This is a genomic window from Devosia sp. GW821-FHT12F11 (genome assembly GCF_058806655.1).
Map to the genome: position 1 here is coordinate 261,044 of NZ_JBXAPX010000007.1, position 25,843 is coordinate 286,886.

22 protein-coding genes are annotated in these 25,843 nt (G+C 66.3%); 4 read left to right on the forward strand and 18 right to left on the reverse strand.

Features of this window, described 5'->3' with window-relative positions:
- Positions 1 to 20 precede the first annotated feature (20 nt).
- On the forward strand, positions 21 to 740 hold the full coding sequence (locus tag AC1ROK_RS20970) for an HAD-IIA family hydrolase (RefSeq protein WP_492850683.1): 720 nt from the start codon (positions 21 to 23) through the stop codon (positions 738 to 740).
- Complete coding sequence (locus AC1ROK_RS20975; protein WP_492850513.1) at positions 737 to 1,609, forward strand: MurR/RpiR family transcriptional regulator; 873 nt, start codon at positions 737 to 739, stop codon at positions 1,607 to 1,609. Before AC1ROK_RS20970 ends, AC1ROK_RS20975 begins: the two co-directional genes overlap by 4 nt.
- A 182-nt stretch (positions 1,610 to 1,791) precedes the next feature.
- Here the strand turns inward: AC1ROK_RS20975 and AC1ROK_RS20980 are convergent, their stop codons facing one another.
- The 17 genes from AC1ROK_RS20980 to AC1ROK_RS21060 all read right to left on the reverse strand — a co-directional run bounded on the left by AC1ROK_RS20980 (position 1,792) and on the right by AC1ROK_RS21060 (position 22,745).
- Entirely contained in the window at positions 1,792 to 2,436 is a 645-nt protein-coding gene (locus tag AC1ROK_RS20980; RefSeq protein WP_492850515.1) for a response regulator, read from the reverse strand.
- A complete protein-coding gene (locus AC1ROK_RS20985; protein WP_492850517.1) occupies positions 2,420 to 4,678 on the reverse strand; it encodes a GAF domain-containing sensor histidine kinase in 2,259 nt (752 codons plus the stop codon). The genes AC1ROK_RS20980 and AC1ROK_RS20985 overlap by 17 nt, the downstream gene beginning before the upstream one ends.
- A 5-nt stretch (positions 4,679 to 4,683) precedes the next feature.
- On the reverse strand, positions 4,684 to 6,084 hold the full coding sequence (allB, locus tag AC1ROK_RS20990) for an allantoinase AllB (RefSeq protein ID WP_492850519.1): 1,401 nt from the start codon (positions 6,082 to 6,084) through the stop codon (positions 4,684 to 4,686).
- Positions 6,084 to 7,076 carry a DUF6282 family protein gene (locus AC1ROK_RS20995; RefSeq protein ID WP_492850521.1) on the reverse strand — a complete coding sequence of 331 codons (993 nt, stop codon included), beginning with the start codon at positions 7,074 to 7,076 and terminating at the stop codon, positions 6,084 to 6,086. The genes allB and AC1ROK_RS20995 overlap by 1 nt, the downstream gene beginning before the upstream one ends.
- 9 nt (positions 7,077 to 7,085) lie before the next feature.
- A complete protein-coding gene (locus tag AC1ROK_RS21000; RefSeq protein WP_055875815.1) occupies positions 7,086 to 8,093 on the reverse strand; it encodes a DUF6282 family protein in 1,008 nt (335 codons plus the stop codon).
- Positions 8,090 to 9,100 carry an oligopeptide/dipeptide ABC transporter ATP-binding protein gene (locus AC1ROK_RS21005; RefSeq protein WP_492850523.1) on the reverse strand — a complete coding sequence of 337 codons (1,011 nt, stop codon included), beginning with the start codon at positions 9,098 to 9,100 and terminating at the stop codon, positions 8,090 to 8,092. Before AC1ROK_RS21005 ends, AC1ROK_RS21000 begins: the two co-directional genes overlap by 4 nt.
- Positions 9,097 to 10,062: an ABC transporter ATP-binding protein gene (locus AC1ROK_RS21010; protein WP_492850525.1), complete on the reverse strand. Its 966-nt coding sequence runs from the start codon at positions 10,060 to 10,062 to the stop codon at positions 9,097 to 9,099. The genes AC1ROK_RS21005 and AC1ROK_RS21010 overlap by 4 nt, the downstream gene beginning before the upstream one ends.
- The gene (locus AC1ROK_RS21015) at positions 10,062 to 10,961 is read right to left on the reverse strand and encodes an ABC transporter permease (RefSeq protein WP_492850527.1); all 900 of its coding nucleotides are present in this window, start codon (positions 10,959 to 10,961) and stop codon (positions 10,062 to 10,064) included. The genes AC1ROK_RS21010 and AC1ROK_RS21015 overlap by 1 nt, the downstream gene beginning before the upstream one ends.
- Complete coding sequence (locus AC1ROK_RS21020; protein ID WP_492850529.1) at positions 10,945 to 11,946, reverse strand: ABC transporter permease; 1,002 nt, start codon at positions 11,944 to 11,946, stop codon at positions 10,945 to 10,947. The genes AC1ROK_RS21015 and AC1ROK_RS21020 overlap by 17 nt, the downstream gene beginning before the upstream one ends.
- A gap of 95 nt (positions 11,947 to 12,041) precedes the next feature.
- Positions 12,042 to 13,676, reverse strand: a complete 1,635-nt coding sequence (locus AC1ROK_RS21025; protein WP_492850531.1) for an ABC transporter substrate-binding protein — start codon at positions 13,674 to 13,676, stop codon at positions 12,042 to 12,044.
- 434 nt (positions 13,677 to 14,110) lie between these two features.
- Entirely contained in the window at positions 14,111 to 14,896 is a 786-nt protein-coding gene (locus AC1ROK_RS21030) for a PIG-L deacetylase family protein (protein ID WP_492850533.1), read from the reverse strand.
- 7 nt (positions 14,897 to 14,903) lie between these two features.
- Positions 14,904 to 15,986: a sugar phosphate isomerase/epimerase family protein gene (locus AC1ROK_RS21035; RefSeq protein ID WP_492850534.1), complete on the reverse strand. Its 1,083-nt coding sequence runs from the start codon at positions 15,984 to 15,986 to the stop codon at positions 14,904 to 14,906.
- Entirely contained in the window at positions 15,983 to 17,614 is a 1,632-nt protein-coding gene (locus AC1ROK_RS21040; protein ID WP_492850536.1) for a dipeptide ABC transporter ATP-binding protein, read from the reverse strand. Before AC1ROK_RS21040 ends, AC1ROK_RS21035 begins: the two co-directional genes overlap by 4 nt.
- The gene (locus AC1ROK_RS21045) at positions 17,607 to 18,533 is read right to left on the reverse strand and encodes an ABC transporter permease (RefSeq protein WP_492850538.1); all 927 of its coding nucleotides are present in this window, start codon (positions 18,531 to 18,533) and stop codon (positions 17,607 to 17,609) included. The genes AC1ROK_RS21040 and AC1ROK_RS21045 overlap by 8 nt, the downstream gene beginning before the upstream one ends.
- Positions 18,534 to 19,520 (reverse strand): ABC transporter permease, encoded by a 987-nt coding sequence (locus tag AC1ROK_RS21050; RefSeq protein WP_492850540.1) that lies wholly within the window; start codon positions 19,518 to 19,520, stop codon positions 18,534 to 18,536.
- A 265-nt stretch (positions 19,521 to 19,785) separates the two neighbouring features.
- The gene (locus AC1ROK_RS21055; RefSeq protein WP_492850542.1) at positions 19,786 to 21,450 is read right to left on the reverse strand and encodes an ABC transporter substrate-binding protein; all 1,665 of its coding nucleotides are present in this window, start codon (positions 21,448 to 21,450) and stop codon (positions 19,786 to 19,788) included.
- Positions 21,451 to 21,548: 98 nt separating this feature from the next.
- A complete protein-coding gene (locus AC1ROK_RS21060) occupies positions 21,549 to 22,745 on the reverse strand; it encodes an ROK family transcriptional regulator (RefSeq protein ID WP_492850544.1) in 1,197 nt (398 codons plus the stop codon).
- Positions 22,746 to 22,903: 158 nt separating this feature from the next.
- On the opposite strand from AC1ROK_RS21060, the gene AC1ROK_RS21065 reads away from it, so the two are divergent.
- On the forward strand, positions 22,904 to 24,088 hold the full coding sequence (locus AC1ROK_RS21065) for a M24 family metallopeptidase (protein WP_492850546.1): 1,185 nt from the start codon (positions 22,904 to 22,906) through the stop codon (positions 24,086 to 24,088).
- Between the two features lie 216 nt (positions 24,089 to 24,304).
- Entirely contained in the window at positions 24,305 to 25,258 is a 954-nt protein-coding gene (locus tag AC1ROK_RS21070; RefSeq protein WP_492850548.1) for a sugar phosphate isomerase/epimerase family protein, read from the forward strand.
- Here the strand turns inward: AC1ROK_RS21070 and AC1ROK_RS21075 are convergent.
- On the reverse strand, positions 25,255 to 25,596 hold the full coding sequence (locus AC1ROK_RS21075) for a hypothetical protein (RefSeq protein ID WP_492850550.1): 342 nt from the start codon (positions 25,594 to 25,596) through the stop codon (positions 25,255 to 25,257). The genes AC1ROK_RS21070 and AC1ROK_RS21075 overlap by 4 nt on opposite strands.
- Between the last annotated feature and the right edge of the window lie 247 nt (positions 25,597 to 25,843).

Here is a 25,843-nt window from a genome sequence, read left to right on the forward strand (position 1 = left end):
TTTACGCCTTGCTGCCCAATGTGCATTCCGCACGCGGCTACCTCATCGACCTGGACGGAACCTTGATGAGCGGCCGGCACCTTTTGCCGGGAGCCCGCGAGCTGCTGAGCCGGCTCGAGGGCCGCTTCGCCATCGTCTCCAACGATTCCGAGCACACCCCGCCGCAGCTCACGAGCCGCTTCGCCGACCTCGGCATCGCTATCCCGGCCGACCGCATCATCCTCGCCGGCACTTGCGCCCTCGAAACCATCGCCCGGCGCCAGCCGCGCGCCCGGGTAATGGTGCTCGGCTCGACCCCGCTCCGCGCCTATGCGCGGCGGCTGGGCCTCGACGTCGACCAGCCTGAAGCCGACGTTGTGCTGGTGGCGCGCGACCGGCGCTTCAACTACGGCAAGCTCGCCGCCGCCGCCGAGGCAATGGCGCGCGGCGCCGAGCTGGTCGTCGCCTGCCCCGATACCACCCATCCCGGCCCCGGCGGCCAGCCAGTACCCGAGGCCGGCGCCCTGGCCGCGGCCGTGCTTGCCTGCGCCGGTCCCGTGCCGCATACGGTGATCGGCAAGCCCGAGCCGGCGCTGTTCCGGCTCGGCTGCGAGCGGCTCGGCATCGAGCCGGAAGAGGGTGTGATGATCGGCGACAATCCCCTGACCGACGGCGCCGGCTCCCGGGCCCTCGGCATGACCTTCTGGCAGGCCGTGCCCGGTGGGTTGAACGAGGCTTTGCGCGAGCTCATGCCCGCATGAGCACCGACCGCACCGAACCGGGCCAGCTCTCCGGCATCCTCGACCGCATCGCAGCGCTCCGGCCGAACCTGCCGCCCACGGCCGGCCGCATCGCCGATTTCATCACCGCCAATGCCTCCGACGTCGTCCACATGTCGGTGACCGAAGTGGCGGAGCGTTCCGGCTCCAGCGAAGGCAGCGTCATCAGCCTCTGCCAACAGCTCGGCGCCCGCGGCTTCCAGCAGGTCAAGATCGCCATCGCGCGCGACCTGGTGCAGCCGGTGCAGTTCATCCATGAGGATCTCGAGCCCGATGATGACCTCGCGACCGTGGTCGAAAAGATCTTTCGTTCCGACCTCCAGGCGCTGCACGATACCCAGAAGGCGCTCGACCTCGGTCAGTTGAGCCGCGCCGTCGCTGCCATCCGCAAGGCGAGCCGCGTCGAAGTGTTCGGCATCGGCAGCGCCGCCACCATCGCCGAAGACGCCAACTACCGGCTCTTGCGCATCGGCATCAATTCGCGCGCCACAGTCGACAGCCATGTGCAGGCGATCACCGCGGCGCTCTGCACTCCCGATGTCACGGTGCTCACCATCTCGCATTCGGGCTCGACCATCGAGACGCTGACCGCCACCCGCCTCGCCAAGGAGGCCGGCGCCACCACCATCGCCGTCACCAATTTCGGCAAGTCGCCGATCCTCAGCCACGCCGATATCGTGCTCAACACGCTCGCCCGCGAAACCCAGTTCCGCACCGAAGCGATGACCAGCCGCATCGCCCAGCTCGCCATCATCGACGCCCTGATCGCCGCCCTGGCGCTGGCCGACTACGACCGCGCCGTGGCGACGATCGAACGGACGTTCGACGTGCTGTCGACCAAGCGAGTGTAGCTGGTTTTCAGTGCCTGATCGGGTTCGTCCCCTCCCGCCCTTATGCAGCGCCCATCGGCGAACTTGCTACCCGGCGGCGCCCCAAACTCGGTGGGCACGATCGTAACTTAGCGCGTATGCGCGTAGGCCGGGGTGACACTGTGGGTGAGGCAGGTAGCGCGCCCTATATCCGGCCCGTACCCCTAAATCACCCCACGCCGGATCGCCTCGGCTACCGCCTGCACCCGGTTGGAAGCGTTGAGCTTGGTGGTGATCTCCTGCACCTTGCGCTTCACCGTGATCTCGGTCAGCGCCAGTTCGCTGGCGATATCCTGCGAGCGGCCGCCATCGGCGAGCAGCCGCAGCATGCGCACTTCCTGTGGCGTCAGCCCGCTGTCGCGCTGGATCTGCTGCGCTGCCACCCGGCGGTACTCTTCCATCATGGTGGGGATCAGCTCGGGCGACAGCATGCGCTCGCCGGCATGGATCGAGCGGATCGCCTGCGCCAGCGTCTCGTAGGAGTTGGTCTTTAACAGGTATGCGTCCGCCCCGGCCTCGAGCGCCCCGACCAGGTACTGCCGGTCGTCATAGGTCGAGAGGATGATGCAGCGTGGCGCATCGGGGCGCGCCTTGATCAGCCGCACCAGCTGGATGCCATCCATGGTGCCAAGCCGGATATCGATGGTGACGACTTCGGGCTTGCGCTTGCCGAGTTCGGTGAGGGCATCCGTGGCATTGCCGGCCTCGGCGACGACATGCATGTCGTCCTCGCCTTCCAGCAGACTCCTGACGCCGCGGCGGAAGATCTCATGATCGTCGACGATCATCACCTTAATGCGCGGTTGCACCACTTGGCACTCCAATGACGATGTTGGTTCCGAGGCCGGGGCTGCTGTCGATGGTGACTTCGCCGCCGACGGCGCTGGCCCGCTCCCGGATCCCCACCAGCCCCAGCCCATTCTCCGCCGCGTCGATGGTGAAGCCGCAACCATCGTCGCGAATGGAAACTTCAAGCCACGTCTCGCTGAAACTGAGCACCAGCCCGAACGAGCGCGCCCCGGCATGCCGGACGGCGTTCTGGCAGGCTTCCTGGACGATCCGGTAGACCGCCAGGTCAGCTTCTGGCCCGAGCGTGAACGGGGTGCCGTCGATGCGGATATCGGTGGCGATCGGCACGCTGGCCGGCAGCGAGGCGAGGTAGTTCTCGAGCGCCGGGATCAGGCCGAGCTCGTCGAGCACGGTGGGGCGCAGCGCGTAAATGATCTGCTTCATCTCGCGCAAGGTGGAATCGAGCAGCCGCTGGCACTGCGTCAAGCGCTGGTCGAGGTCGGGGCTGTCGCCCACCCGGCGGCGCAGCGCCTGCAGCTCGTAGGTCGAGGCGAGGATCGACTGCGCCACGCTGTCATGCAGGTCATAGGCGATGCGCCGGCGCTCCTCTTCCTGCACCCCGACCAGCCGGCGCAGCAGCGCCTGCAGTTCGCGCGCCTTGCGCTCGATCTCGTCGCGCGCGTCGCGGAGCTGCGCGGTGCGGTCGGCGACCTTCTGCTCGAGCACTTCGCTCAGCTCTTTCACCCGGGCGAACAGCCTTGCATTGCCGATCGCCACCACAGCCTGGTCGGCAAAGGTGCGGACGATCCGCCCGTGCTCCGTGTTGTAGAAATCGGGCTCCGGCCAATCGATGCAGAGCCACCCGAGGCACTCGTCGCCCAAGACCAGCGGGGCGCTGCACCACGAACGCACCTGCTCGGTGCCCGGCTGCCACACCCAATCGGCCTCGCGCGTCACGTCGCCGATGATCAGCGTGCGATGGTCGCGCATTACCGGTTCGCTGAGCGGCGCGTCCTCCTGCCGGAACGCCACCCGGCGCACCAGCTCGTCATCCGGATAGCCCCTGGCGGCGACCACCCGCATCATCCCGTCATCGCCGCGCAACGTCACCCGGCAGCCGCGATGCGGCACCACCCGGCGCAACTCCTGCAGCACCGCTTCCAGCACGTGGGAGGAATCGAGGCTCGAGGAAATGATCCGCGACACATCGGCAAGCGTATCGGCCAGTTCACGTTCCTGCCGCTCGGCCGCGAACAGCCGGTTCTGCTCGATCGCCGGGGCGATCTGGTCGGCGATGGTCTGCAACAGGATCACGTCGTCGCGGCGGAACGCATCGCGGCGGTCGCTCTGGATATCAAGTACGCCGACCACCCGTGCCCCCAGCCGCAGCGGCAGCGCCAGTTCCGATGCGGTGTTGGGCAGCATGGCATGCGAGACGAAGTGGTTGTCGAGCGTCACGTCGGCCGACATCCGCGTCCGCCCGGTCTCGGCCACCCGGCCGATAATGCCGCGGCCGATCGCCTCGCTGAACCCCGCCGTCATCAACTGCGGCGCGAACGGCCCGCTGGCATGGATCAGCTCGATCCGCCCGGATGCCTCGTTGGTCAGCAGCAGCTGGATGTGTTCGTAGCCGAGCGAGCGATGAATAAGCCGGGTGATCTCTTCGAACAGCTCGCCCCGGTCATGGATCGAGGTCACCTGCTGCCCCAGCCGGTGCACCAGCGACAAGTGGCTGCGGATATGTTCCATCTGCGCGGCCAGCGCATTGCCTTCGAGCAGGCCGCTGAGATCGTCGGCCACTAGCTTGACCAGGTCGATGCGGCGCGCCGAACCGCGCTCCGCCAGCGGGAAACCCAGAACCACGTGCCCTTGCGGCGCATCCCGCCCGGCGACCACCGCCCCTTCGACCGCATAGCCCTGGCTGGCGGCGCGATTGGTGACATGCACCGGAAAACTCAGCGCCTCGCCACGGCGCACCCTGAGCTCGCCCAGCTGCCTGTGGATCGACGGCGGAATCTCACCTGCCACCAGTACCTGCAGTCCACGCTCGCCGGTGACCAGCAACGCCGCCCAGCGGGCCCCGGTCACAACCAGCGAACGGTCGAGCCGCTCGATCAGTCGGCCTTTTTCGGCGGGGTCGATATCGGTGGTGAGCAGGTGCTTCAAACGCAGCGACTGCATGCCGTCGTCGTCGTCGCGATAGAGCGGGCGGGCGAGCGGAGCGCCGCTGTCAATGGTCGAGTCGCCCGCCGAAAAACCCATCGCCCTCAAACCCTGAACAAGCGTTTTTCCGAGCTGGCAGCATCGCGGAGACCTGCTCCGTCGAGCCGCCTACCATGTCCGGATGGACCGATCATTCGCCCCTCCTGATAGACAGTCAACCCGCGGCTGATCGTTCTTTGGACACTGCCTACGAAGTGAGCACCGACATAGGCGCTGTGCGGGTTGCGATAGAACAGATCCGTGGCCTCGAGGGTGAACTCGGCTTCCGGATCGACCAGCACCAGGTCGGCATCGGCGCCTGCGAGGAGCCGCCCCTTCCGGTCGTCAAAGCCGAACAGCCGGGCTGGACCGCTTGCCGTCATCCGCACCAGTTCGCTGAGCCTCAGGCCACGCCGCCGCACCCCCTCGGTGAACAGCACCGGCAGCGTCGACTGCAGCCCGGAGATGCCGCCCCAGGCGGCATAGATGTCGTCGTCGCCGGCAGTCTTTTCTTCCCATAGGCAGGGCGAATGGTCGGACGCGATGACGTCGATCTCTCCTGCCAGCACCCGGTCCCACAGCATTTCGCGCTCGCCGGGCGAGCGCAGCGGCGGCGCGCATTTGGCCACCGGCCCAAGCCGCACCAGATCGTCGACATCGAAGAACAGATAATGCGGACAGGTTTCCGCCGTCACCTTTACGCCGCGCGCCTTGGCGGCGCTGATCCGGTCGATGCCGGCGGCGCAGGAGACATGGACGATATGAAGCCGGGCCCCCGTCGCCTCGGCCAGCGCAATGGCTTCGTCGATCGCCGCGAGTTCCGCTTCTATTGGCCGGCCCTCACCCCAGGCGAGGCGGTCGCGCCGTCCCTTGGCGCGGAGCGCCGCAGTGAGTTCGAGCGTCATCGCCTCGTCCTCGGCATGCACCGCGAGGAACGAGCCGAACCGGGCGATCTGCTCCATGCCGGCTTTGAGGATGCGGCGATCGGAGCGGGCGAAATCGGTCGCCGTCACCATGAAGGCCTTGTAGCCCACCACTCCGCCGCGCTGCAGTTCGCTCAGGTGCATGAGGTTGTCGTCGACCAGCCCGCCCCATAGCGCATAGTCGACATGGCTGACGCTGGCGGCCGCCTGTTTCAGCGCCAGCGAGGCCGCGTCGGTGGTCGGCGGATGGGCGTTGAGCGGCATTTCGACGAAGCTGGTGATGCCGCCGGCCGCTGCCGCCTGACTGCCAGTCTCGAACCCTTCCCAATGCCCGCGTCCGGGCTCGGAGAAATGCACATGCGCATCGACGAGGCCGGGCAGAAGCAGCAGCCCGGTTGCGTCTATGCTCCGGGTCGCCGCTCGTTCGGGATTGCCGGTGACGACTTCGGCGATGCGTTCGCCCGCAATGACGATGCCACCGACGAACGCCTGTTCGTCGGTGGCGAGCGTCGCATTGCGGACATAGAGATCGGGAACCGGCATTAGTCGAGACCGATCATCCGGGCCGGGTTGATCGCCGTCATGGTCTGCACTTCCTCCACCGAAAAACCGAAATACAGCAGCATCGAGATCATCATCCGCATGCCTTCGATCGGCGACGGTAGCACACGCACGCCGTAATCGGTGGCGAGCACGAACTGCTCCGGCCCGACATCGCGGATGCCCTGCAGCCAGCTCATCGCCCGGCCGTGCACCAAGGATCCCATGTCCATCAGTTCACGCTCGACATAATAGTGCGTCTGCGGCATCCACGGCCCGCCGAAATCCACCGCGCAAGCTTCGAGGAAGAAGCCCTTGCGGGCAATCTCCTTCTGCTGCTCGACGGTGAGCAGCTGGCGCGCCGGATGCGCCACCAGCACTTTCTTGATTCCGTATTCCTCGGCCAGTTCGACGATCCGCAGCACTTCCGGCCCCGAGACGTGGCCGGTGTTGAGGTAGACCTCGGGTCGCTCGGCCACCATGTCGAGGATCTCTTTGAGCTCGTCCTGGATCGGCCCTTCCGTCGGGATGCGGACAGCGCGGCTCAGCTCCTTTTCCGCAAAGCCGGGGATCGCATCCTTGAACGGCACCAGCTTGCCATCGACCAGCGTCGATTCCGTCGAGGCCGAATGGTAGGTGCAGTGCGAGCCGAAGCTGATCATCCTGCAGCCATCGCCGAGGTTCAGCGCGGTGCGCACGGCGCGCGGGTTGAGCCCGCCATGCGACGAGTTCATCAGGTAGCCGCCGAAGGTGCGGAAATCCTTCATGTAGCGGTTGACCATCCAGGCGGTGCCCGAGGCCCAGCCGAACACGTCGTAGTAGAGGATGGTGCGCATGCCGGCGGCACGCGCCATCTCCGCCACCTGGATCGGGTCGAAATGCCCGGGATTGGAGCGCAGCACCGGTCCGGCATGGACATGGCTGTCGATGGCGCCGACCAAGAGCTCCTCGGGCAGTTCCATGGTTCGGTTGTAGAAGGGTTCGTAGGTCGCCATGAGCTGTCCTCAGATCGGGTCGAGGCCGATGAGGCGCGCCGGATTGTGCGCCGTCATGGTGCGGATTTCTTCGGGGGTGAACTCGTAGTCGAGCAGCGTCGTGATCATCGTACGCATGCCCTGCACCGGGCTCGAGGCGGCGCGAATGCCGTAATCGGTGCCCAAGACGAAATGCTCCGGTCCGACTTCGCGGATATCGCTCATCCACTGCGTCGCGGTGCGCCTCAGCCGTGGCAGGTCGCCCGAGCGGTCCATGTACTTCTTTTCGACGTAGTAATGGGTGCGCGGTGCGTGCGGGTAGAGCCAGTCGACCAGGCACCCCTCGAGGAAGAAGCCGCGGCGCGCCGCATCCTTCTGCTGCTCGATACTGAGCTGCTGGCGCGCCGGATGGGCAATCAGCACCTTGTGGATGCCGAACTCCTCGGCGAGATCGAGGATGCGCAGCACCTCCGGCCCCGACACATGGCCGGTGTTGAGATAGACATCCGGATGGTCGGCAACCATCTGCAGGATCTCGGCCAGATCGTCGGAGATCGGCCCTTCCTCGGGGATGCGGATGGCGCGGCTCAGCTCCTCCTTGACGAACTCCGGATAGGCATCCTTGAACGGCACGAGTTGCCCATCGATGATCGTCGACTCCCGACTGGCCGAGAAATAGGTGCAGTGCGAGCCGAAGCTGATGAACCGGCACCCTTCCTCCATATAGAGCGCGGTGCGCACCGAGCGCGGGTTGAGCCCGCCATGCGCCGAGTTCATCAGGTAGCCGCCGAAGGTCTTGATCCCCGGCACATGGCGATTGACCATCCAGGCCGTGCCCGAGGCCCAGCCGAACACGTCATAGTAGACGATGGCGCGCATGCCGGCCTCGCGCGCTTCGATGGCCACTTCGAACGGATCCTGGTGCCCCGGATTGGAGCGCAGCACCGGTCCGGCATGGACGTGGCTGTCGATGGCGCCGACGAGGAGCTCGGAGGGCAGTTCCATCGACCGTTCGTAGAAGGACTCACTGATAGTCATGATGCCGCTTTCTGATCGACTTGGTTGGCAGTCTGGTTTGACAGTCGGATAGGAGTTTCGCCGCTGAGCCAGCAGGCGGCACGATGGCCGCCGCCCAGTTCGACGACGGGAGGGGCGGTGTGGCAGCGCTCATGCGCCAGCGGACAGCGGGCGCGCACCGGGCATTCGCCCGGCTTCACCTCGCCGAGCACCAGCTCGCCGCGCATCGCGATGCCGTCATCCGGCTTCGGCTTGATCCGCGGCGCCGCGCCGAGCAGGGCGCGCGTATAGGGATGGGAGGGCGCCGAGAACACCGCGTCGGCCGGCCCTTCCTCGACGATGACGCCCAGATACATCACCATGACGCGGCTGCAGATGTAGCGGACCACCGCCACGTCGTGGCTGATGAACAGCATCGATGTGCCGACCGCCACCTGCAGGTCCTTGAGCGTGCGCAGCACTTGCGCCTGCACCGAGACATCGAGCGCCGAGGTCGGCTCGTCCAGCACGATCACCTGCGGCTCGCAGGCCAGCGCCCGCATGATGGCGACGCGCTGCCGCTCGCCTCCCGACAACTGGTGCGGGTAGCGCTCCAGCGTTTCTTCGCGGAGGCCGACGAGCGTTGCGAGCTCGATCAGCCGGGCCCGCTCGCCCTGGCGCGACACGGTGTGGAAGTTGCGCAGCGCCTGGGTGACGAAAGTCGCGACCGTCATCCGCGGGTTGAGGCAGGTTTCGGGGCGCTGGAAGACGATCTGCACGTTCTTCCGGAAGCGGCGCTTGGCGTCACCGCGCAGCGCCGAGAAATTGGTGGCGTTGACGACGATCTCGCCAGCGTCGGCCGATTGCAGCCCGACGACACAGCGGCCGAGGGTTGTCTTGCCGCAGCCGCTTTCGCCGATCAGCCCGACCACTTCGCCGGGCTGGACATCGAACGACACGCCGCGCACCCCCACGGGCATCGCCTCGGGCGCCGCCGGGTTGTGGAACAGCTTGATCAGCGTGCGAACGCTAAGTGCCGGAGCGCTCATGCCGCCTCTCCCTCATAGAGCACGCAATGCACCTGGTGTTCGCCGCGCGCGACGGCCGGTGGAAGCCCAGCCTCGCATTGCGGCCGCACATGCGGACAGCGATGCGAGAACCGGCAGCGCACGATGTCGCTGCGTCCGCCCCAGACGCTGCCCTTGAGCGGCACCAGTTCGTGCGGCTCGTCGACATCCGGCACTGCCGCGATCAGCCCCTGGGTATAGGGATGAAGCGGGGTGGCGAAGATCGAGCGCAGCGCGCCCTCCTCCACCACCTGCCCCGCATGCATGATGGTGAGGCCGGAGCAATATTCCGACACCAACGATAGGTTATGCGCGATGAGAACGATCGCCATGTCACGCTCCCGGCAGATGCGGGCGAGGAAACGCAGCAGCTCGCGTTCGGTGGTGACATCGAGCGCCGTGGTCGGCTCATCCGCGATCAGCAGCGCCGGGTTGGTGGCCATGGCGCAGGCCATGGCGACGCGCTGCGCCTGCCCGCCGCTGATCTGGTGCGGGTATTTTTCGCCGAGATCGCCGAAATTGAGCCCGACCAGCCGGAATAGCTCGGCGATCTCCTTCGGCCGCGCCGCCTTGTGCACTTGCCGCTGCGCCAGCACCCGCTCGACCTGTCGGCCGGTGGTGAGGAACGGGCTCAGCGCCCCCTTGGCATTCTGGAACAGCAGCGACACGCCATGCGAGAGGTTGCCGCGCAAGCCTTTCTGGTCGGCTGCGGCAAGCCGCTTGCCACCGAAGCTGACCTCGCCGCTCCTGACCAGCAGGCCCGGCGCGGCGAGGCCGACGCTCGCCATCATCGAGATCGATTTGCCCGAGCCGCTTTCGCCGACGAGCCCGTAAATCTGCCCGCGCTCCACCGCGAGGTTCATGTTCTCGACGATGCGCCGGGTGACCCCACCGCGCGTGGTGTCGATCGACAGGTCGCGGATTTCGAACAGTTTCTCGCCCATCACTCGCTCCCCCGGCGCGGATCGAGGCGGGCCTCGAGCGCATCGCCCATCAGGTTGAGGCTGAAAATCGTGGTGGCGAGAACGAGGCCAGGGCAGATGCTCATCCACCAGGCGCCCTGCACAAGATAGTTCGTGCCTTCGGCCACCATCACCCCGAGGTCGGGGGTCGGCGGACGGATGCCGATGCCGAGGAACGACAGCACGGCGACATTGCCCACCGCCGCCGCGAGGTTGAGGCTGCCATGGATGACGATCGGGTTGACGGTGTTGGGGAGGAGGTGCCGGAACAGGATCGACATCTCCGAGGCGCCCGAGCAGCGCGCCGCATCAATATACTCGAGGCTCTTCTTACTCAGCGTCTGGCCGCGGATCACCCTGGCATAGAGCGGAATGTTGATCAGCACCGTGACGATGACGATGCTCTCGACGCCCGGGCCGAGCACCAGCACCAGGATCATCGCGACGAGGATCAGCGGAAACGACTGGATGATGTCGACCAGCCGCATCACCAGGTCATCGAACCAGCCGCCGACATAGCCACAGATCAGCCCGATCAGCGAGCCGATGACGATGGCGCCGCTGACCCCGACCCCGGCTACGATGAAGTCGATCCTCAGCGAGGTGATGGTGCGCGAGAATACGTCGCGGCCGAAATGATCGGTGCCCAACCAGTGCGCCGCCGAAGGTGGCAGCAGCACGTCGGGCGTGGTGAGAATCGGGTCGTGGGTGACGAGGAACGGTCCGAACAACGACGTCAGCAGCAGGACGGCGAGCAGCAGCACCCCGACGACGCCGAGCGGGTCGCCGCCGAAGGCGCCGAAATAGAGCTTCCGCCAGCTGAGGCTCGGTCGGGGGCGGGATGCCATGAGCGGCACGATGTGATCACCTTGCATATTCATGCCGGATCCGGGGGTCGATGAGGGCATAGGAGAGGTCGACAAGCAGGTTGGTGATGGCGACGCTGGAGGCGATCAACAGGATGCAGGTCGAGACCGGCGCCATGTCAGAGGTAGTGATGGCGGTGACGGCGTAGCGGCCGATCCCCGGCCAGGCGAACACCGTCTCGACGATGGCGGCGCCGGCCAGCACGTTGGCGACGACGAAACCGAGGGTGGTGACGATCGGCACCAGCGCGCCACGGAACGCATCGCCCAGCACCACCTGGCGTGACCTCAGCCCCAGCGCCCGGCCGAAGGTGACATAGTCTTCGCCCAGCGACTCGCCCATGGCCGAGCGGGTAATCCGCGCCAATGGCGAGATCACGCCCAGGCCCAGCACCAGCGCCGGCAGCATCAGTTGGCGCAAGGCGGCAAAGGCAATGTCAGGTTTGCCGGCCAGCAGCGCGTCGATGGTCAGGAATCCGGTGACCGGCGGCGGCGAGATGAACATCGGCGACAGCCGGCCGATCGGCGACGGCACCAGCCGCCATTGGAAATATAGTAGGAAGATCAGCACCACGCCGAGCCAGAACGCCGGTACCGACTGGATGGCGATATTGACCACCCGCACCAGGTGGTCGGTGGGCTTGCCGCGTCGGACGGCAGCGAGCAACCCGAGCGGGATGCCGACCAGCACGCCGAAGGCGATACCGAAACTTGCGAGCTCGAGCGTGGCCGGGATGCGCTGCGCCAGATCCTGCCCGACACTGTTGCCGGTGCCGAAGGAGCGGCCGAACTCGCCGCGGAACACCGACTCCATATAGCGCGCATATTGCACCACCAGCGGCTGATCGAGCCCCATCTGGCGCCGCATCTCGGCCCGCTGCTCGTTGGTGATATCGGGGTAGCGGCTGGTCACCGGATCGGACGGCAGCAGATAGGCCATCGAGAAGGCCACCGCGCTGATGCCGAACAGCACGACGAGGCCGATCGCCAAGCGCCTCATAATGTACAGCAGGATTGGTGGAAGGCGCATGGTGGTCACCGGATGGTCGGAAGAAGCCGTCCCGACCGGGGCCGGGACAGCAGATCACGGGCGAGTCAGGCGCAGGGGCGCAACCAGGAGAAGGTGATGGTGCCCCAGGGGAACTTGTTGACGTTGCAGATCCGGCTGGAGACCGCGGCGTTCCAGTTCACCTGGTAGAGCGGCGCGGCCAGGTGCTCGCCATTGAGGATGCCGAGCACTTCGGTCTGCAGCTTGCCGTAGGTCTCGGTGTCATCCTGCGGCACCAGCAGGGCCGCCAGCACGTCCTTGTCCAGCGTCGCGTTGGAGAACTGGATGTGGTTGGTGGCGCTGTCGGTGCGGTACATCCAGTAGGCCCAGTACATGAAGTCGTTCCACCACGGCCCCATCGAGTGGATGGAGACCTTGAGGTCGCGCTTGCCCCAGGCGATATCGTCGAAGGCGTTCTGGGTCAGCGGCTTGATCTGCATGTCGAGCCCGATGCCGCGCAACGCATCCTGGATGATGACGCCGGCCGTCATGTTGCCCGAGCCCTGCACCACCGGCACCTCGAACGAGGGGACGTTCCCGGCATACTTGCTCTCCGCCACTAACTGCTTGGCAGCCTCGACATCGGTGGTGAATTCCGGGTCAGCGACATAGCCGGGCGTGTTGACGCCGACGAGGTTCTGCACCGGGGTACAGAAGCCCTTGCACACTTCGGTCACCAGCCGCTCATAGGGGATCGCCTTGATCACCGCTTCGCGGATTTTCGGATCATCGAACGGCGGCACGTCCGGCTTCCAGCGCAGCACCGCTACGTCCTGCTGCGAGGGCACCGAGAACACCTTGGTGTTCGGCGATTTCGACAGCACCGCGTATTCGTTGGGGGTCATGAAGGCGATATCCGCCTCACCGCTTTCCATCAGCAGCATGCGGGTCTGCGCGTCCGGCACCACCCGGAACATCACCTCCGAATAGAACGGCTTGGCGTCGCCCCAGTAGTTCTTGTTGGCGACGGCGGTCAGGTACTCGCCGTTCCGCTGCTCGCCCAGCATGTAGGGGCCGGAACCCATGGCGTTCTTCTTGATCCACTCGACGCACCAGGTGTCCTCGGCAGTGCGGCCGGCTTCGCAGGCAGCCTTCGACATCACTGTCAGCGACATCGAAGCGAAGTTGCGCAACGCGTAGCGGCCGAGCCCATCCGGATAGGTGATCTCGAGGGTCTGCGGGTCGACCACCTTCATCTGGTCGACCTTGAAGATGCCGCCGGTTTCGATCTGCGTGGTACCCCAGCCCATGCGCCCCACCAGCGCCCGCTCGATCGACCAATAGACATCGTCGGCGGTGACGGGCGAGCCGTCCCAGAACTTGGCTGCCGGGTTGAGGTGGAAGGTCAGCACCTTGTTGTCGGCGGAAATGTCCCAGGAACTCGCGAGCCGCGGCACGATCTTGGTCTGGTCGGCAATGCCGGTCGCCGGATCGATCTCGTAGGTCACCAGCGTATCGAAGAACTCCATCGCCAGCTGGCCGACGAACGCCGAGGTGTTCTGCGGGTCGAGCGTCGCGGGATATTCGTGATGCAGGTAAATCAGCCGCGGGCCCGAGCCGACCTGGTCGGGGCTGAGCGGCGTGGGAGCGAACTGTGTCTGAGCGATGGCGGGCAATGCGACGCTCGAGGCAACGGCAGTCAGCAGCGCCGCGGCAAGCGGCAGGACTCTGCGTTTGGACATACTGATCCTCTCTTCCAAAATTGGAGGCCAGTTCGTGCCTGAAAGCAGGGAGGAGGTCGCTTCCAGGCCCGATTGGCGACGAGGATCAGCATGTTTTCCGGTACCGTCCCGGACAAGTTCACCTTCGGCGCAAACGCGGATACCAACGTATCGTTAGGCACGTGGGCAGGTACTTGGTGCTCCCCTCCCCTACGCTTCCACGCCCGCTGGAGGTCGCATGTGAAGGGCCACCGGTTGTCGAGGGAGTGCCTTCTCCCCTTGTGGGAGAAGGTGGCCGAAGGCCGGATGAGGGGTTCGCGAAACGCAGTGTAGCGCGACCGGAGCGTAGCGACGGGCGACATAGGACGCGGAGAGATACCCCTCATCCGCCCTTCGGGCACCTTCTCCCACAAGGGGAGAAGGCAACCACTCCAACGCCGGTGGTGTACCCCGCCCTAGACCCCGAGCAGTGCCGAGACCTCCTGCGCCGTGACCTTCCTTCCATACTCCGCCAGCTGGAAGCTCTCGGCGAACTCGCCTGCGCCAGACATGCCCGGCTGCGTGTACATGAACTCCGGCCAGTATTTCAGGATGAAGGCGCGTTCCGCCGCCCAGTCGCCGATCTGAGGCGCTTCGTTGAGGAAGCCACGCTCGAACGGGGCGAACTCGTAGAACTGCGTCGCATGCGCCGCGCAGGCCTTGAGCTTGGCATCGATCGAGGCGCCGACATCCACCACCACATCGTGCTTGTGCACGTCGATGGCGCCGTAATCGGTCATCTTCAGGCAGATCGGTGCATCGGCGAGGGGCGGCACCTCCGGCACGATATTGCCATTGGTGCAGAAGCCCGAGGCCTCGCGCACGGCGCGGCCGGCGACACGGTTATCGAGGTGGCCGGGGCAATCGTCATGGAAGGTAATGACGATATCGGCCTGCCAGCGGCGGATCGCCGAGATCACCGCGGTGCGCAGTGCCAGGTCCGGCACCAGCTCGCCATCGTGGATATCGAGGATCTCGTAGTCGAGCACCCCGAGATGGCGGGCGGCGGTATAGGCCTCGCGGGCCCGGCGACGCTTCAGCGGCTCGCGGTCCATCTGGTAGTGGCCGGCGTCGCCATTGGTCAGCGACATGAACTTGATGGCCGCGCCCTTATCGGCGAGGAGCCGCATGGTGCCGCCGGAGTACATTTCCGCTTCGTCGGGATGGGCTTCGACGACGAGCACTTTGAGCGGATAATTCATTTGCGGCTTACTCCTTTGAAATAGCATTGCGGAGCGCATCGGCTGCCGCCTTGAGGGTCGCGCCACTGCGCGTGACGAACCCTTCGAGTTCGTCGAGGTCGGGGTGCTCTGAGAAATAGTCGTCGGGGGCGATCATCTTGCCCGCAGCAACGCCGTCCTCGAACAGCCGCGACAGGCGGATCAGCTCGAGGATTTCGCCCATCTCGGCATCGGGCTGGCGGGCCTGCCAGTCCGGATCGAACAGCGGGATCTGGTTCTTGTCCGAGCCCCAGACATTCTCGATGGTGAAGTTGGGGAAACTGCCGGCGGCGAACAGCGCGCCCAGCACCGCCTGCCAGTCGATCACCCCATCGCCGCAGGCTCGCGTCTGCCGCTCCAGCCCGAGCGGGCGGGCGAACAGCACGATGTCGCGCATGTGGGTCTTTTTCACGTAGGGCGCGACCCGGCGGGTCGCCGCCACCGGGTCCTCGCCGCGCACCACCACATTGGCGAGATCAAGCGTCACCCCCAGTATGTCGGCGCCGACCTGTTCGACCAGCCGGACGATCTCCGCCGTGGTGATCTCCTCATGCGTCTCGACCGCAATGACAGCGCCGCGATCCCGGAGCACCGGCTTCAGCTTCAAAAGGAATTTGCGCGTCGCCTCGAGCTGGTCGGCCCAGTCGACATCGGTGCGGTAGCGGTCGATAGCGTGTAGTCCCCACTCGTGCCGTTGGTAGTTCGCGGTATCGCCCCATAGCGCCGTGCAGCCGATCGCGGTGGTCGCCTCGATCATCCTCGTCATGCCGAGGAGGTAGTCGCCCTTGCCGACATCGCGGACCTCGGGCGCCTCGGGCGTGTTGTAGGGGTTGATCTTGCCCAGCCCCATTTCGAGGTAGAGCCCGAGCTCGTCGGCCCGCTGCTTCACTGCGGCGAGGAACCCCGCATCGAGCGTTGGCGAGACGTCGAGTACGGTGCGGAAGAACACCCCGGCATGGCCGAGTTCGGCGCAGCGCTCGAGGAGTTTGATCGGGCCGAGCTCGGCGGCGCGGGGAAACTTCCGTCCGTCGATGCCGACGCGAATTTCGGGAATTTGAGAAGTCACTGTCATGATGCGGGAACCGGGTTAGCGGTGGGGGTTTCGAGCCCGAGGCCGCCGGGGACGGCGGCGATGAGCTGGCGCGTATAGTCGTGCTGCGGATTGGCGAGGACGGCCTTGGCCAGCCCCTCTTCGACGATCTGGCCGCGATGCATCACCGCGATGCGGTCGGCGATGGAACCGGCGCTGACCACGTCATGGGTGATGTAGAGGACGGCGACGCCCTGCTCGTCGCGCAGCCGGGCGATCAGGTTGAGGATGTCGCGCCGGATCGACACGTCGAGCATCGATACCGGCTCGTCCGCAACCAGCAATTTCGGCGAGGCGGCGAGCGCCCGGGCGAGGCCGACGCGCTGGCGCTGCCCGCCCGAGAGCTCATGCGGCCGGCGGTCGAGATAGCTGGCGGTCGGGGTCAACCCGACTTCGGTGAGGAGCGCCGCCACCCGCCCCTCGACATCGGTCTTGTCGCCGCCGGGCGCCGAGATCACCGCCCGGCGCAGGTGGTGGCCGATAGTGTGCAGCGGGTTGAGCGAACCATAAACATCCTGGAACACCATCTGCGCGGCGCGCGGCTGATGCGGCCGGCGGCGCGATACCGGCACCGGCGTCCGGCCATCGACCAGCACGTCGCCGGAGCTCGGACGGGTGAGGCCCGTAACGATGCGCCCGAAAGTCGATTTGCCGCTGCCCGAAGCGCCGACCAGTGCCACGATCTCGCCCGGCGCCAGCCGGAACGACACATCGTTGACCGCCACGAGGGCCGAGCGCCCGGTGAGCGGGTTCGTGCCATAGGCCTTGGTAAGGTGCGCCGTCTCCAGCACCGGATGCGCCACCGATTTCGGTCGCGCCACCGGCGGGGTGGTGAAATCCACCTTCGGCGACGCCGTCAGCAGCGCCCGCGAATACGGGTGCTCCTGATGCTGCCGGAACCTCGCCACCGGCGCCGTCTCGACGATCTTGCCGTCCTTCATCACCGCGATGCGGTCGGCCACTTCGAACAGCAGCGGCAGGTCGTGGGTGATCAGCAGCACGGCAAAGCCCATCTGCCGCTGCAGCGCCTTCACCGTGACGAAGATTTCCTTCTGCACGATCACATCGAGCGCCGTGGTCGGCTCGTCGAGGATGATCAGCTTGGGTTCAAGCGCCAGCGCCATGGCGATCACCACCCGCTGCCGTTGCCCGCCCGACAGCTCGTGCGGAAAGGCCCTCAGACGCTTGGGGTCGATATCGACCATCTGCAGCAGTTCGGCCGGCGTCCGCCGCACGGCGGAGCCGCCACGATTGAGCGCCTCCTGCAACTGCCACTCGATCCGCTTCACCGGATTGAGCGAGGTCAGCGAGTTCTGCAACACGATCGAGGCGGTGCGCCAGCGCAACGCCCGCACCGCATTATCGTCCTCCGACAGCATGTCGTTGCCGGCAATGCGGATCTCGCCGCCGGTGATGATGCCGGGCGCCCGCAGCAGCCGCAGGATCGACTGCGCGATCGTCGACTTGCCGCAGCCGGATTCCCCGGCGAGCCCCATGAACTCGCCCGGCGCGATGTTGAACGACACCCGATCGACTGCCGGGATGATGCCGTTCTCGCCGGCATAGCCGACGCTGAGATCGACGATATCGAGGGCGGGAACGTCAAGCATCGCGCTTCACCGGGGTCATGAGCGTGGCGCTCGGTTTCCTGACGCCGGCCCGGCGCAGCAGCCGGTCGGCGCGCAGCCGCGGGTTGCCGATCTCGTCGACCGCATTGTTGATCAGCGCCAGCGAGAAGGCGGTGAGCGCGATGGCCATGCCGGGCACGACGAAGGTCCACCAGGCGCCGCGGATCAGCGCGGAACTGTTCTGCGCCCAGAACAGCATCGAGCCCCAGGTGATCTGCCCGCCATCGCCCAGCCCGAGGAATTCCAGCGACGCCTGCGCGGTGATGGCGAAGATCACCTGGTTGACGAAATAGGCGGCAACCACCGACCCCATGTTCGGCAAGAGCTCGATGGCGACGATGCGCCAGCGGCTTTCACCCACGTCTTCGGCGGCAGCGATGAACTCGCGCTCCCTGAGGCTGAGCGCTTGCGAGCGGAACAAGCGCGCCCCGAAGGCCCAGCCGGTAATGGTCAGCACCATGATCATGGTCAGCGGCCCGGGCGGCAGAAACGCCGCCAGCACCACCACCAGCGGCAGGCCGGGGATGACGAGGAAGACATTGGTGACGAGGGTCAGCACGTCATCGACCCAGCCGCGGAAATAGGCGGCGGTGAGCGCCACGATCAGCGCCAGCAGGGTGGTGAGCACCGCGATGGAGAAGGCAACCCACAGGGTGTTCTGTCCGCCATAGAGAAACTGGCTGAGCACATCCTGCCCCTGCCCGGTGGTACCGAACAGATGGGCGAGCGAGGGCGGCTCGTTGATGCCGCCGGTGGCGCGCTTGGGGTTATAGGGCGCGATCAGCTGCGCCAGCACGCTGGCCGCGACCAGGGCGCCTAGGATGACCAGCCCGACCGTTACCGGGATCGAGCCGAGGAGTTGCCGGCGCGCCTTGGCGCCGAAGGTTTCGCTGAGCGACATCTAGGCCTCCCCGCCCGTCCGCACCCGCGGATCGAGCAGCACGTAGAGCGTGTCGACGAAGAAGTTCGCCGCCAGTACCGACAGGGTGATGATGAGGAACAGCGCCTGCATCAGCGGGTAATCGACGGCGCTGACAGCGCGCATCAGCGAATAGCCAAGGCCGGGATAGGTGAAGACGATCTCGGTCAGGAGCTGCCCCGAGAACACCGCCCCCACCGCCGCGCCGAGCGCCGTGATGTTGGGGAGGAGCGCCGTGCGCACCGCATGCGACAGCAGCACCCGGCGCGGCTTCAGCCCCTTGGCCTCAGCGAGGGTCAAATAGTCCTCGCTCAACACGCCGATCATGGCGTTGCGCATGTTGAGCGTCCACGGCCCCAGCGACACCAGGACGATGGTGAAGGCCGGCGCGATCAGGTGCATCAGGATGTCGCCTACACCAGCGAGGTTCAGCGCCGGCGGGTTGACGCTCGAATAGGCGTTGCCCATCGGGAACCAGCCGAGCTTGAAGCAGAAAACGTAGAACAGCAGTAGCGCCAGGAAGAAGTAGGGGAACGAGCCGAGGAACAGCAGCACCGGCGGCGTCAGCCGGTCGAACCAGCCGCCGCGCCGCCACGCCGCGATGGCGCCGAGCACCGAGCCGAGCACGAAACTGAGCAGCACCGAGGTGAGACCGAGGAGGATCGACCAGCCGAACCCGGCGCCGATCACCGCCATCACCGGCGCTGGAAAATTGGAGAGCGAGCGGCCGAAATCACCACGCAGCACATTGCCCAGATAGGCCAGGTATTGCTGCAGCAGCGGCTCGTCGGTGAGCCCGTAGGCGGCCTTCAGCGCCGCCAGCGACTCGGCGTTGAGCGAGGTCGAATAGGTGGCGACGATGGTCGACGCCGGGTCGCCCGGGGTGAGCCGCGGTAGGAAGAAGTTGACGGTGATGGCGACGAACGCTGCCAGCACATAGAACGCCAATCGCTTCGCAATGTAATACATCGGCAGGCTCCGGGGACGAGGCTATCGCATGTGGCGTTTCGCGCCGGCCTCTCAGTGTTCCTCCACCGTGAAACGGGGGAGGGGGACCGCCGAAGGCGGTGGAGGGGGCGGCGGCACGCGCCGGTGTTTGGGGTCGCCCCCTCCACCAGCTTCGCTGGTCCCCCTCCCCCGCTACGCGGTGGAGGAACACTGAGAGGCCGGTGGCTGAGGCTCCCACCCGCCAAGGGCGGGAGCTCCGTGTCACGTAGTCGAGACGCGCGGCGCGTTATTCGGCGCGGCGAGCCAGGTGCGGCCAGACGAGCAGCGGACCATTGGTCATCTGCAGGCTGAGCGGCGCGTACGGGTCCTGCTCGTTGGGGAAGCCGGTGAAGCGACGGGTGTTGTAGAGACCCCAGTCCGGCTGCTCGTAGAGCGGGATGGCCGGCGCGGCGGCCGAGAACATGCCTTCGAGCTCGGCGATGATCGCCTTTTGCTCGGCCGCATCGGTCGAAGCGGCGAACTTGGCCAAGAGCTCATCGACCTTGGGGTCGCCATAGCGCTGCTGGTTGTTCGGCGAGGCTTCGCCAACCGGCTTCACCGAAGTGGTCGCCATGTTGTTGCGATAGAACTCGAACGGCGTCGCCGTCCGCTGCGCCGTGCCGAGCGACAGCTGGAACTGGCCGGTAAAGGTCGAGTTGGTCCAGCTGTCCGCCGTGGTGGTGCGGAGCGTCACGTCGATGCCGATATCCTTAAGGTTCTCGGCGACGATCTGGCAGGCCGACACCCAGTCATTCCAGCCCGAGGGCACGATGATGTCGTACTTAAGGGGCTTCCCGTCCTTGCCGACACGGACCCCATCGGCGCCCTTGGCGTAGCCGGCCTCGTCGAGCATCTTGTTGGCGGCATCGGGGTCGATGCTGACCCATGAAGCGCCGTCGGCGATCACCTTGGGGTCGAGCCAATCCTTGAACGGCGCTTCCGGCAGGCCGGTGGCGTTGGCGGCAACCGATTTGCCCCAGACGCCGGTATTGATCATGCGCTGCCGATCGAGCGCCATGCTCATGGCCTTGCGCACCACCGGGTCGCCCAGCGCCCCGTCAGTGGTATTGGCGAGCAGCAGCACCACCGACGTGCGCGGCCACCAGTAGCCGAAATGCTCGGGATCGAGCGGCACGAAGGTCACGTCCGGGTCGGGCACCAGCCCACCCCAATCGAGATTGCCCGAGAGCGTCGCGGCGCTGACCTGGTCGTTGCCGTTAAAACCCTGGACGAACACGCCCTCGATGTTGAGCGGCTGCCAGTAATTCGGGTTCTTGGTCACCTGGTAACGATCGGTGCCGAAGGCATCGATGGTGGTGAACGGACCCGTGCCGACCGGATCGGGGTTCTCGAAGGTCACCGGGTCGGCAACGTCTTTCCAGACATGCTGCGGCACGATGAACTGGTCGACCAGCGAATAGAGGCCGGGGGTATAGGTCGAGGAGAAGGTGAACTTCACCGTCTTGGCGTCAACCGCCTCGACTGAGGCGAGGTACTGCCCGAAGGCGCCGGATGCCGGCCCGATCAAGCCGGGGTTGGCCTTCATCAGCTCGAAGGTGAACTTGACGTCGTCGGCGCTGAACGGCTGGCCGTCCGACCACTTCACGTCGTCGCGCAGGGTGAGCGTCAGGCTCAGCGCATCAGCCGACCATTCATAGGCCGTCGCCAGCCACGGATCGAGCTTGCCGGTGGCATAGTTCTGGATCATCAGCGGCTCATACATGGTACGCGTGCTGACCCAGCGCGCCGTCGGCGAGAACGGGTTGAAGGTGCGGGTAAAGCTGTTGCCGCCCTCGGCCACGATCCGGACCAGCTGGTCGAGCGGGACTTCCGCGAGCGCCGGAGCGGTGACGGCGAAGGCGGATACGCTGGCCAGCGCCCCAAGCGCCAGGGCGCGAAGGCTTGTGTGCAAACGTCTGATCAAGCCCGGGGAGGGCTTCTTAGGCACTGAATTGGGATGCATAATCATCTCCGGGGAATGGGTGCTTCTCATCAAGTGGTCCAATCTCCTCACGGGAGGCCGCGTGCCGCGCTGCCTCCCGTGAACACACGTTCTCGAGCATGCTCGAGCGCGAGTTCTACGGCCCCCGCCCGCACGGCATTGCTGCTCACCGCGGTCGGGACAATCTGTGGAATGGCGATCGGCAGGGTCTTGAGGATATCGGCGACGCTGTCGGCCAGCGCCCGTCCTCCGGCGCGGCCGATGGCCCCGCCCAACACCACCATCTCCGGGTCGAGAATGCCGATCGCGCCGGTCAGCGCCGCGGCGACGCGGTAGCCGAGTTCGGCGAAGAATTTCGGATGCTTGTCGCTGAGCGCTGCCTGGCGGATTGCCTCTGCACTGTCCGGCCCGCGCAACTGGTGCGCCGCGACCAGCGCGTCGATCGCCGGCACGTCCAGCAGCGCTTCAACCAGCGCCATCTTTACCGGCTCGCCGGGCTTCGCCATCCGGTCGGGCACTATGGCGCCGCCCAGTTCGCCTGCCGTGCCGGTGGAGCCATGCATCAGCCGCCCGCCGATCACCACGCCGGCGCCGACGCCATCGCCGACCCAGAAGAGGATGAACGACTGCACGCCATTGGCGGCGCCGCACGCCATCTCCTCGATGGCGACAAGGTTCACGTCGTTTTCGATCAGCACATGCCGATGCCCGAGCACGCTCTCGAGCGCCTCCGGGATGTGGTAGCCCTCCCAGTTGGGGAGCTGCTGGCCCTTGCGGAGGTTCCCGGCCCGGATGTCGACGATACCGGGGAGACCCACCGCCAGCTGGTCGATGTCGCGCACCGTGATCCCGGCTTCCCGGGTGACGCTGTTGAGCACCGATGTCAGCCGCTCATGCGCGTCATAGCGATCGCCCGGCTCGGCGGCGTGCCGGAAGCTGGCAATGGTGTTGCCGGTGATATCGGAAATGGCGGCATCGATGCCGTGGGAGCCGACATCGATGCCTGCGACGAAGCCGGAGCGTGGTTCGAGACTCCACAGGCCAGCCTTAGGGCCATAGGTGCCGGCCTTCTCTCCGTCGCGACGGATAAGGTTTGCGGCTTCCAGCCGGCGCAGCAGATCCGACATCGCCGGCTTCGACAGCCCGGTGAAGGCCTCGAGCTCCATGCGCGTCAGCGACCCCTCCGAGAGCAGCCGCTGCAACACGGCTTTCTCGTTGAGGTTTCGCAGCAACCGGGGGCTGCCGGAGAGGATCTGCATGTCCATCTGAGACCGTCTGGTAACTTTCCTTACAGTCTGATATCGAACCATCCCGAACGTATTGTCAAGCGGCACAGCCGGAGCGTGATCAGGAAAAGTTGCAGACCTTTCCGGTTCGATCTCGCGACCAAGCAAAACCGCCTCACTCACCTTGTGGACGAGCCATGACCACCGCCCTGCCGATCGCCCTGCTTGAACAACGGCTAAGCGCCGGTCGCGAGCTGCTCGAGCGGCATGGCCTCGACGCCATCGTCGCTTTCTCGGCGCCGCGCGGCCTTGCCGCCGCCACCCAATCGAGTGGCAATATCGGCTGGTTCACCAACTTCACCCCGATGTGGGCGCCCTCGATGCTGGTGATCACGCTGACCGACGCAGTGATCATCGCCCCCGGCAAGAACGAGGCCCGGCTGTTCAACACCCGTGTCGGAAGCCTCTACGAAGTCGAGATCGCCGGGCCGGCCGGCCTCGTCGCCCGCGCCTCGGCCATCGCGCACTCCAACCGGTGGCGCGTCGGCGTTGCCGGCGCCGACGAGATGACGGCGAAGCTCGCCACCACCTTCGCCTCGTCCTTCCCGCGCATGGTGCGGATCGATCCGCTCCTCCAGTCCATGCGCCTCGACCGCGACCCGGCCGAAACCGCGTTGCACCGCCGCGCTTCGGAGATTTCCGATGCCATGCTGGCCCGCTCCTTCGCCTATGCCACCGAGCCAGAGGCCACCCCGGCCCGTCTGATGGCCGAAGTCGAGCATGCGGGCCGGGCGCTGGGCGCCGATGTTTCGCGCCTCTGGCTTTCCACCGGCCCCGAACCGCCAGTGACCTGGTTCGAGATGTTCGAGCTGCCGCCGCGCATCGCACCCGGCGATCGCGTGCAGCTCGGCACCATGGTGTCGTTCGAAGGCTATTTCGCGCAAGGGCTCCGCATCGGCAGCCGCGGCAAGCCGGCACCCGAGCTCAGCGACGCCGCCGCCCGGCTGCTCGACATCCAGGATGCCGCGCTCGCTGCCCTCGTTCCCGGCCGTCCGGTGCACGAGCTGGTCGACCTGATCGAAGCCCGTATCGACGCGATGTGCCCCTATAGCCGCGACAGCGACCCGTTCCGCTTCCAGTCGTGCCACGCCCTCGGCCTCGATTACAGCGAGCCCGGCCTCGCCGAAGCACTGTCGCCGCGCCGCGACAAAAGCCGCGATGTTGACGGCCCGCTGCTGCGACCGGGCATGGTGTTCGAGATCCACCCCAACTTCACCCTACCCAGCCTCGGCCACGTCTGTGCCGGCGATGTCGCACTGGTGACCGATACCGGCGCCGAATGGCTGACCAGATTTCCCCGCGGCGTGTTCCCGATCGATTAGGAGCGCCTTTGCGATGGGCTGCACCTACCCAATGATCGGGCGCGAGCCCGGCCCTAACCATCGGCGTCATCACCGCGCAGGCGGGGACCCAGTGGGATCTCTCAACTGCAGCCAGCGCCGCAGCATCCCACTAGGTTCCCGCCTGCGCGGGAATGACGTCCGTGAGCGCTGGGCCGCCATGCCAGACCCTTCCCCAGAGCACTCCAGGAGCCTCCGATGTTCTCACTCATGCGCGGCAGCATCCCCGACGCCGGCAACGACCCGCTCGACGCCATCAGCAAGGCCGCCGCGCTCGGCGCCGGCGAGATCACCTTCTACAGCCTGTTCGAACTGAGCCCGACGCTCGACCCCGCGGTACTGCGCGAACTCAAGGCCGAGGCCGACACCCTCGGCATTGCCATTGCCGCGAGCCTCGACTGGCTCAACCCGCTGCGACTCGACCGCCACGACCGCGAGCTGCGACTGGGTGACGGCGACCTCGCCCGCGGTGTGCGTCGCCTCTTGGAAACCGGCGCGTCGGTCGGCATGCGCGAGATGTTCTTCACCATCGGCACCCTCGAAGACCGCGCCGCAAACTGGCGCGCCCAGCTCGACGCCGTCGCGGCGCTGCTCACTGATCTCAGGCCGGTGCTGGCCGCTCTCGGCATGCGAACCCTGGTGAAGACGCACGAAGAAATCACCTCCTACGACTGTCTCGAGCTGGTCGAGCGCGTCGGCCCCGACGCCCTCGGCATCTCCTACGACCCCGCCAATATGCTGGTCCGGCTCGAGGAGCCGCTCGTCGCTGCCCGGCGCCTGGCTCCACACGTGATGCAGGTGCACATCGACGACGCCACCCTGAGCTTCGAAGGCGACACGGATCTCCGCCGCCACCTGGCGCCAGTGGGGGACGGCGCCATCGACTGGCCCAACCTCCTCGCTTTGCTCCCGACCGCAAAGCCGCTGATCGAACTGCATCGCGGCCAATTCGCCATCCCTGCCTTCGATCCGGAATGGCTGGCCGGTCAGCCCTATATCCAGCTTCCCGAATACGCCGCCCTCATCCGCTCCGCCCACCTCAGGCGCCACCAGATTCCCATCGACCAGAACGACATCACCCTGCGCCTGCCGGCGGCGCTCGAGCTGGCCGGGGCACGCCAGACCGCAACGCTCGCAACGGGCGGAGATTAACCGCCAAATCCTCCCGTCCGCGCGTAGCGACCGAAGATCGGCGTGTCACGCGTGACTGGAGCGACCAGGTTGGTCAGCTCACAGGTGAACATATGCACCTCGGCGCCGACCACCATCCGCTGGCCCTGCCAGTTCATCTGACCAACGTAGCGGCGCAGCATGTTGGTTCCGCGAATACTGCGGATGCGGGTGACACCGGCATTGGCGACCTGCTGCCAGGAGAGCGCACTGTCACAGGCGCCGGACTCGACGGTGACATCGACTGCCTTGCTGGGCGGGGTTGCGGAAAGACCGGAAACAAGCAGGGCGACGAGCAACACGGATCGCCGGTTGGTCATGATCAGCTCCTCTCAGATGCCTGGGCAATGCCAGATAGAGAACAGCATCGGAGCCCTTGGCTGAACCCTGACTGATGGCACTGTTCATCGGCGCGAAGCGGCAGCTCGGAGCACGTTGTGGGCGTGCCGGATGTCGAGCGAAGCAGGCCCGCCAGCCTGCCAAAGACACCAACAGGCAATCGCCGGCTCCTTCTCGTTTCCGTCCATCGCCCCGCGCTCTCCGCAGCGCCCGCTTGACGCCGCCCCG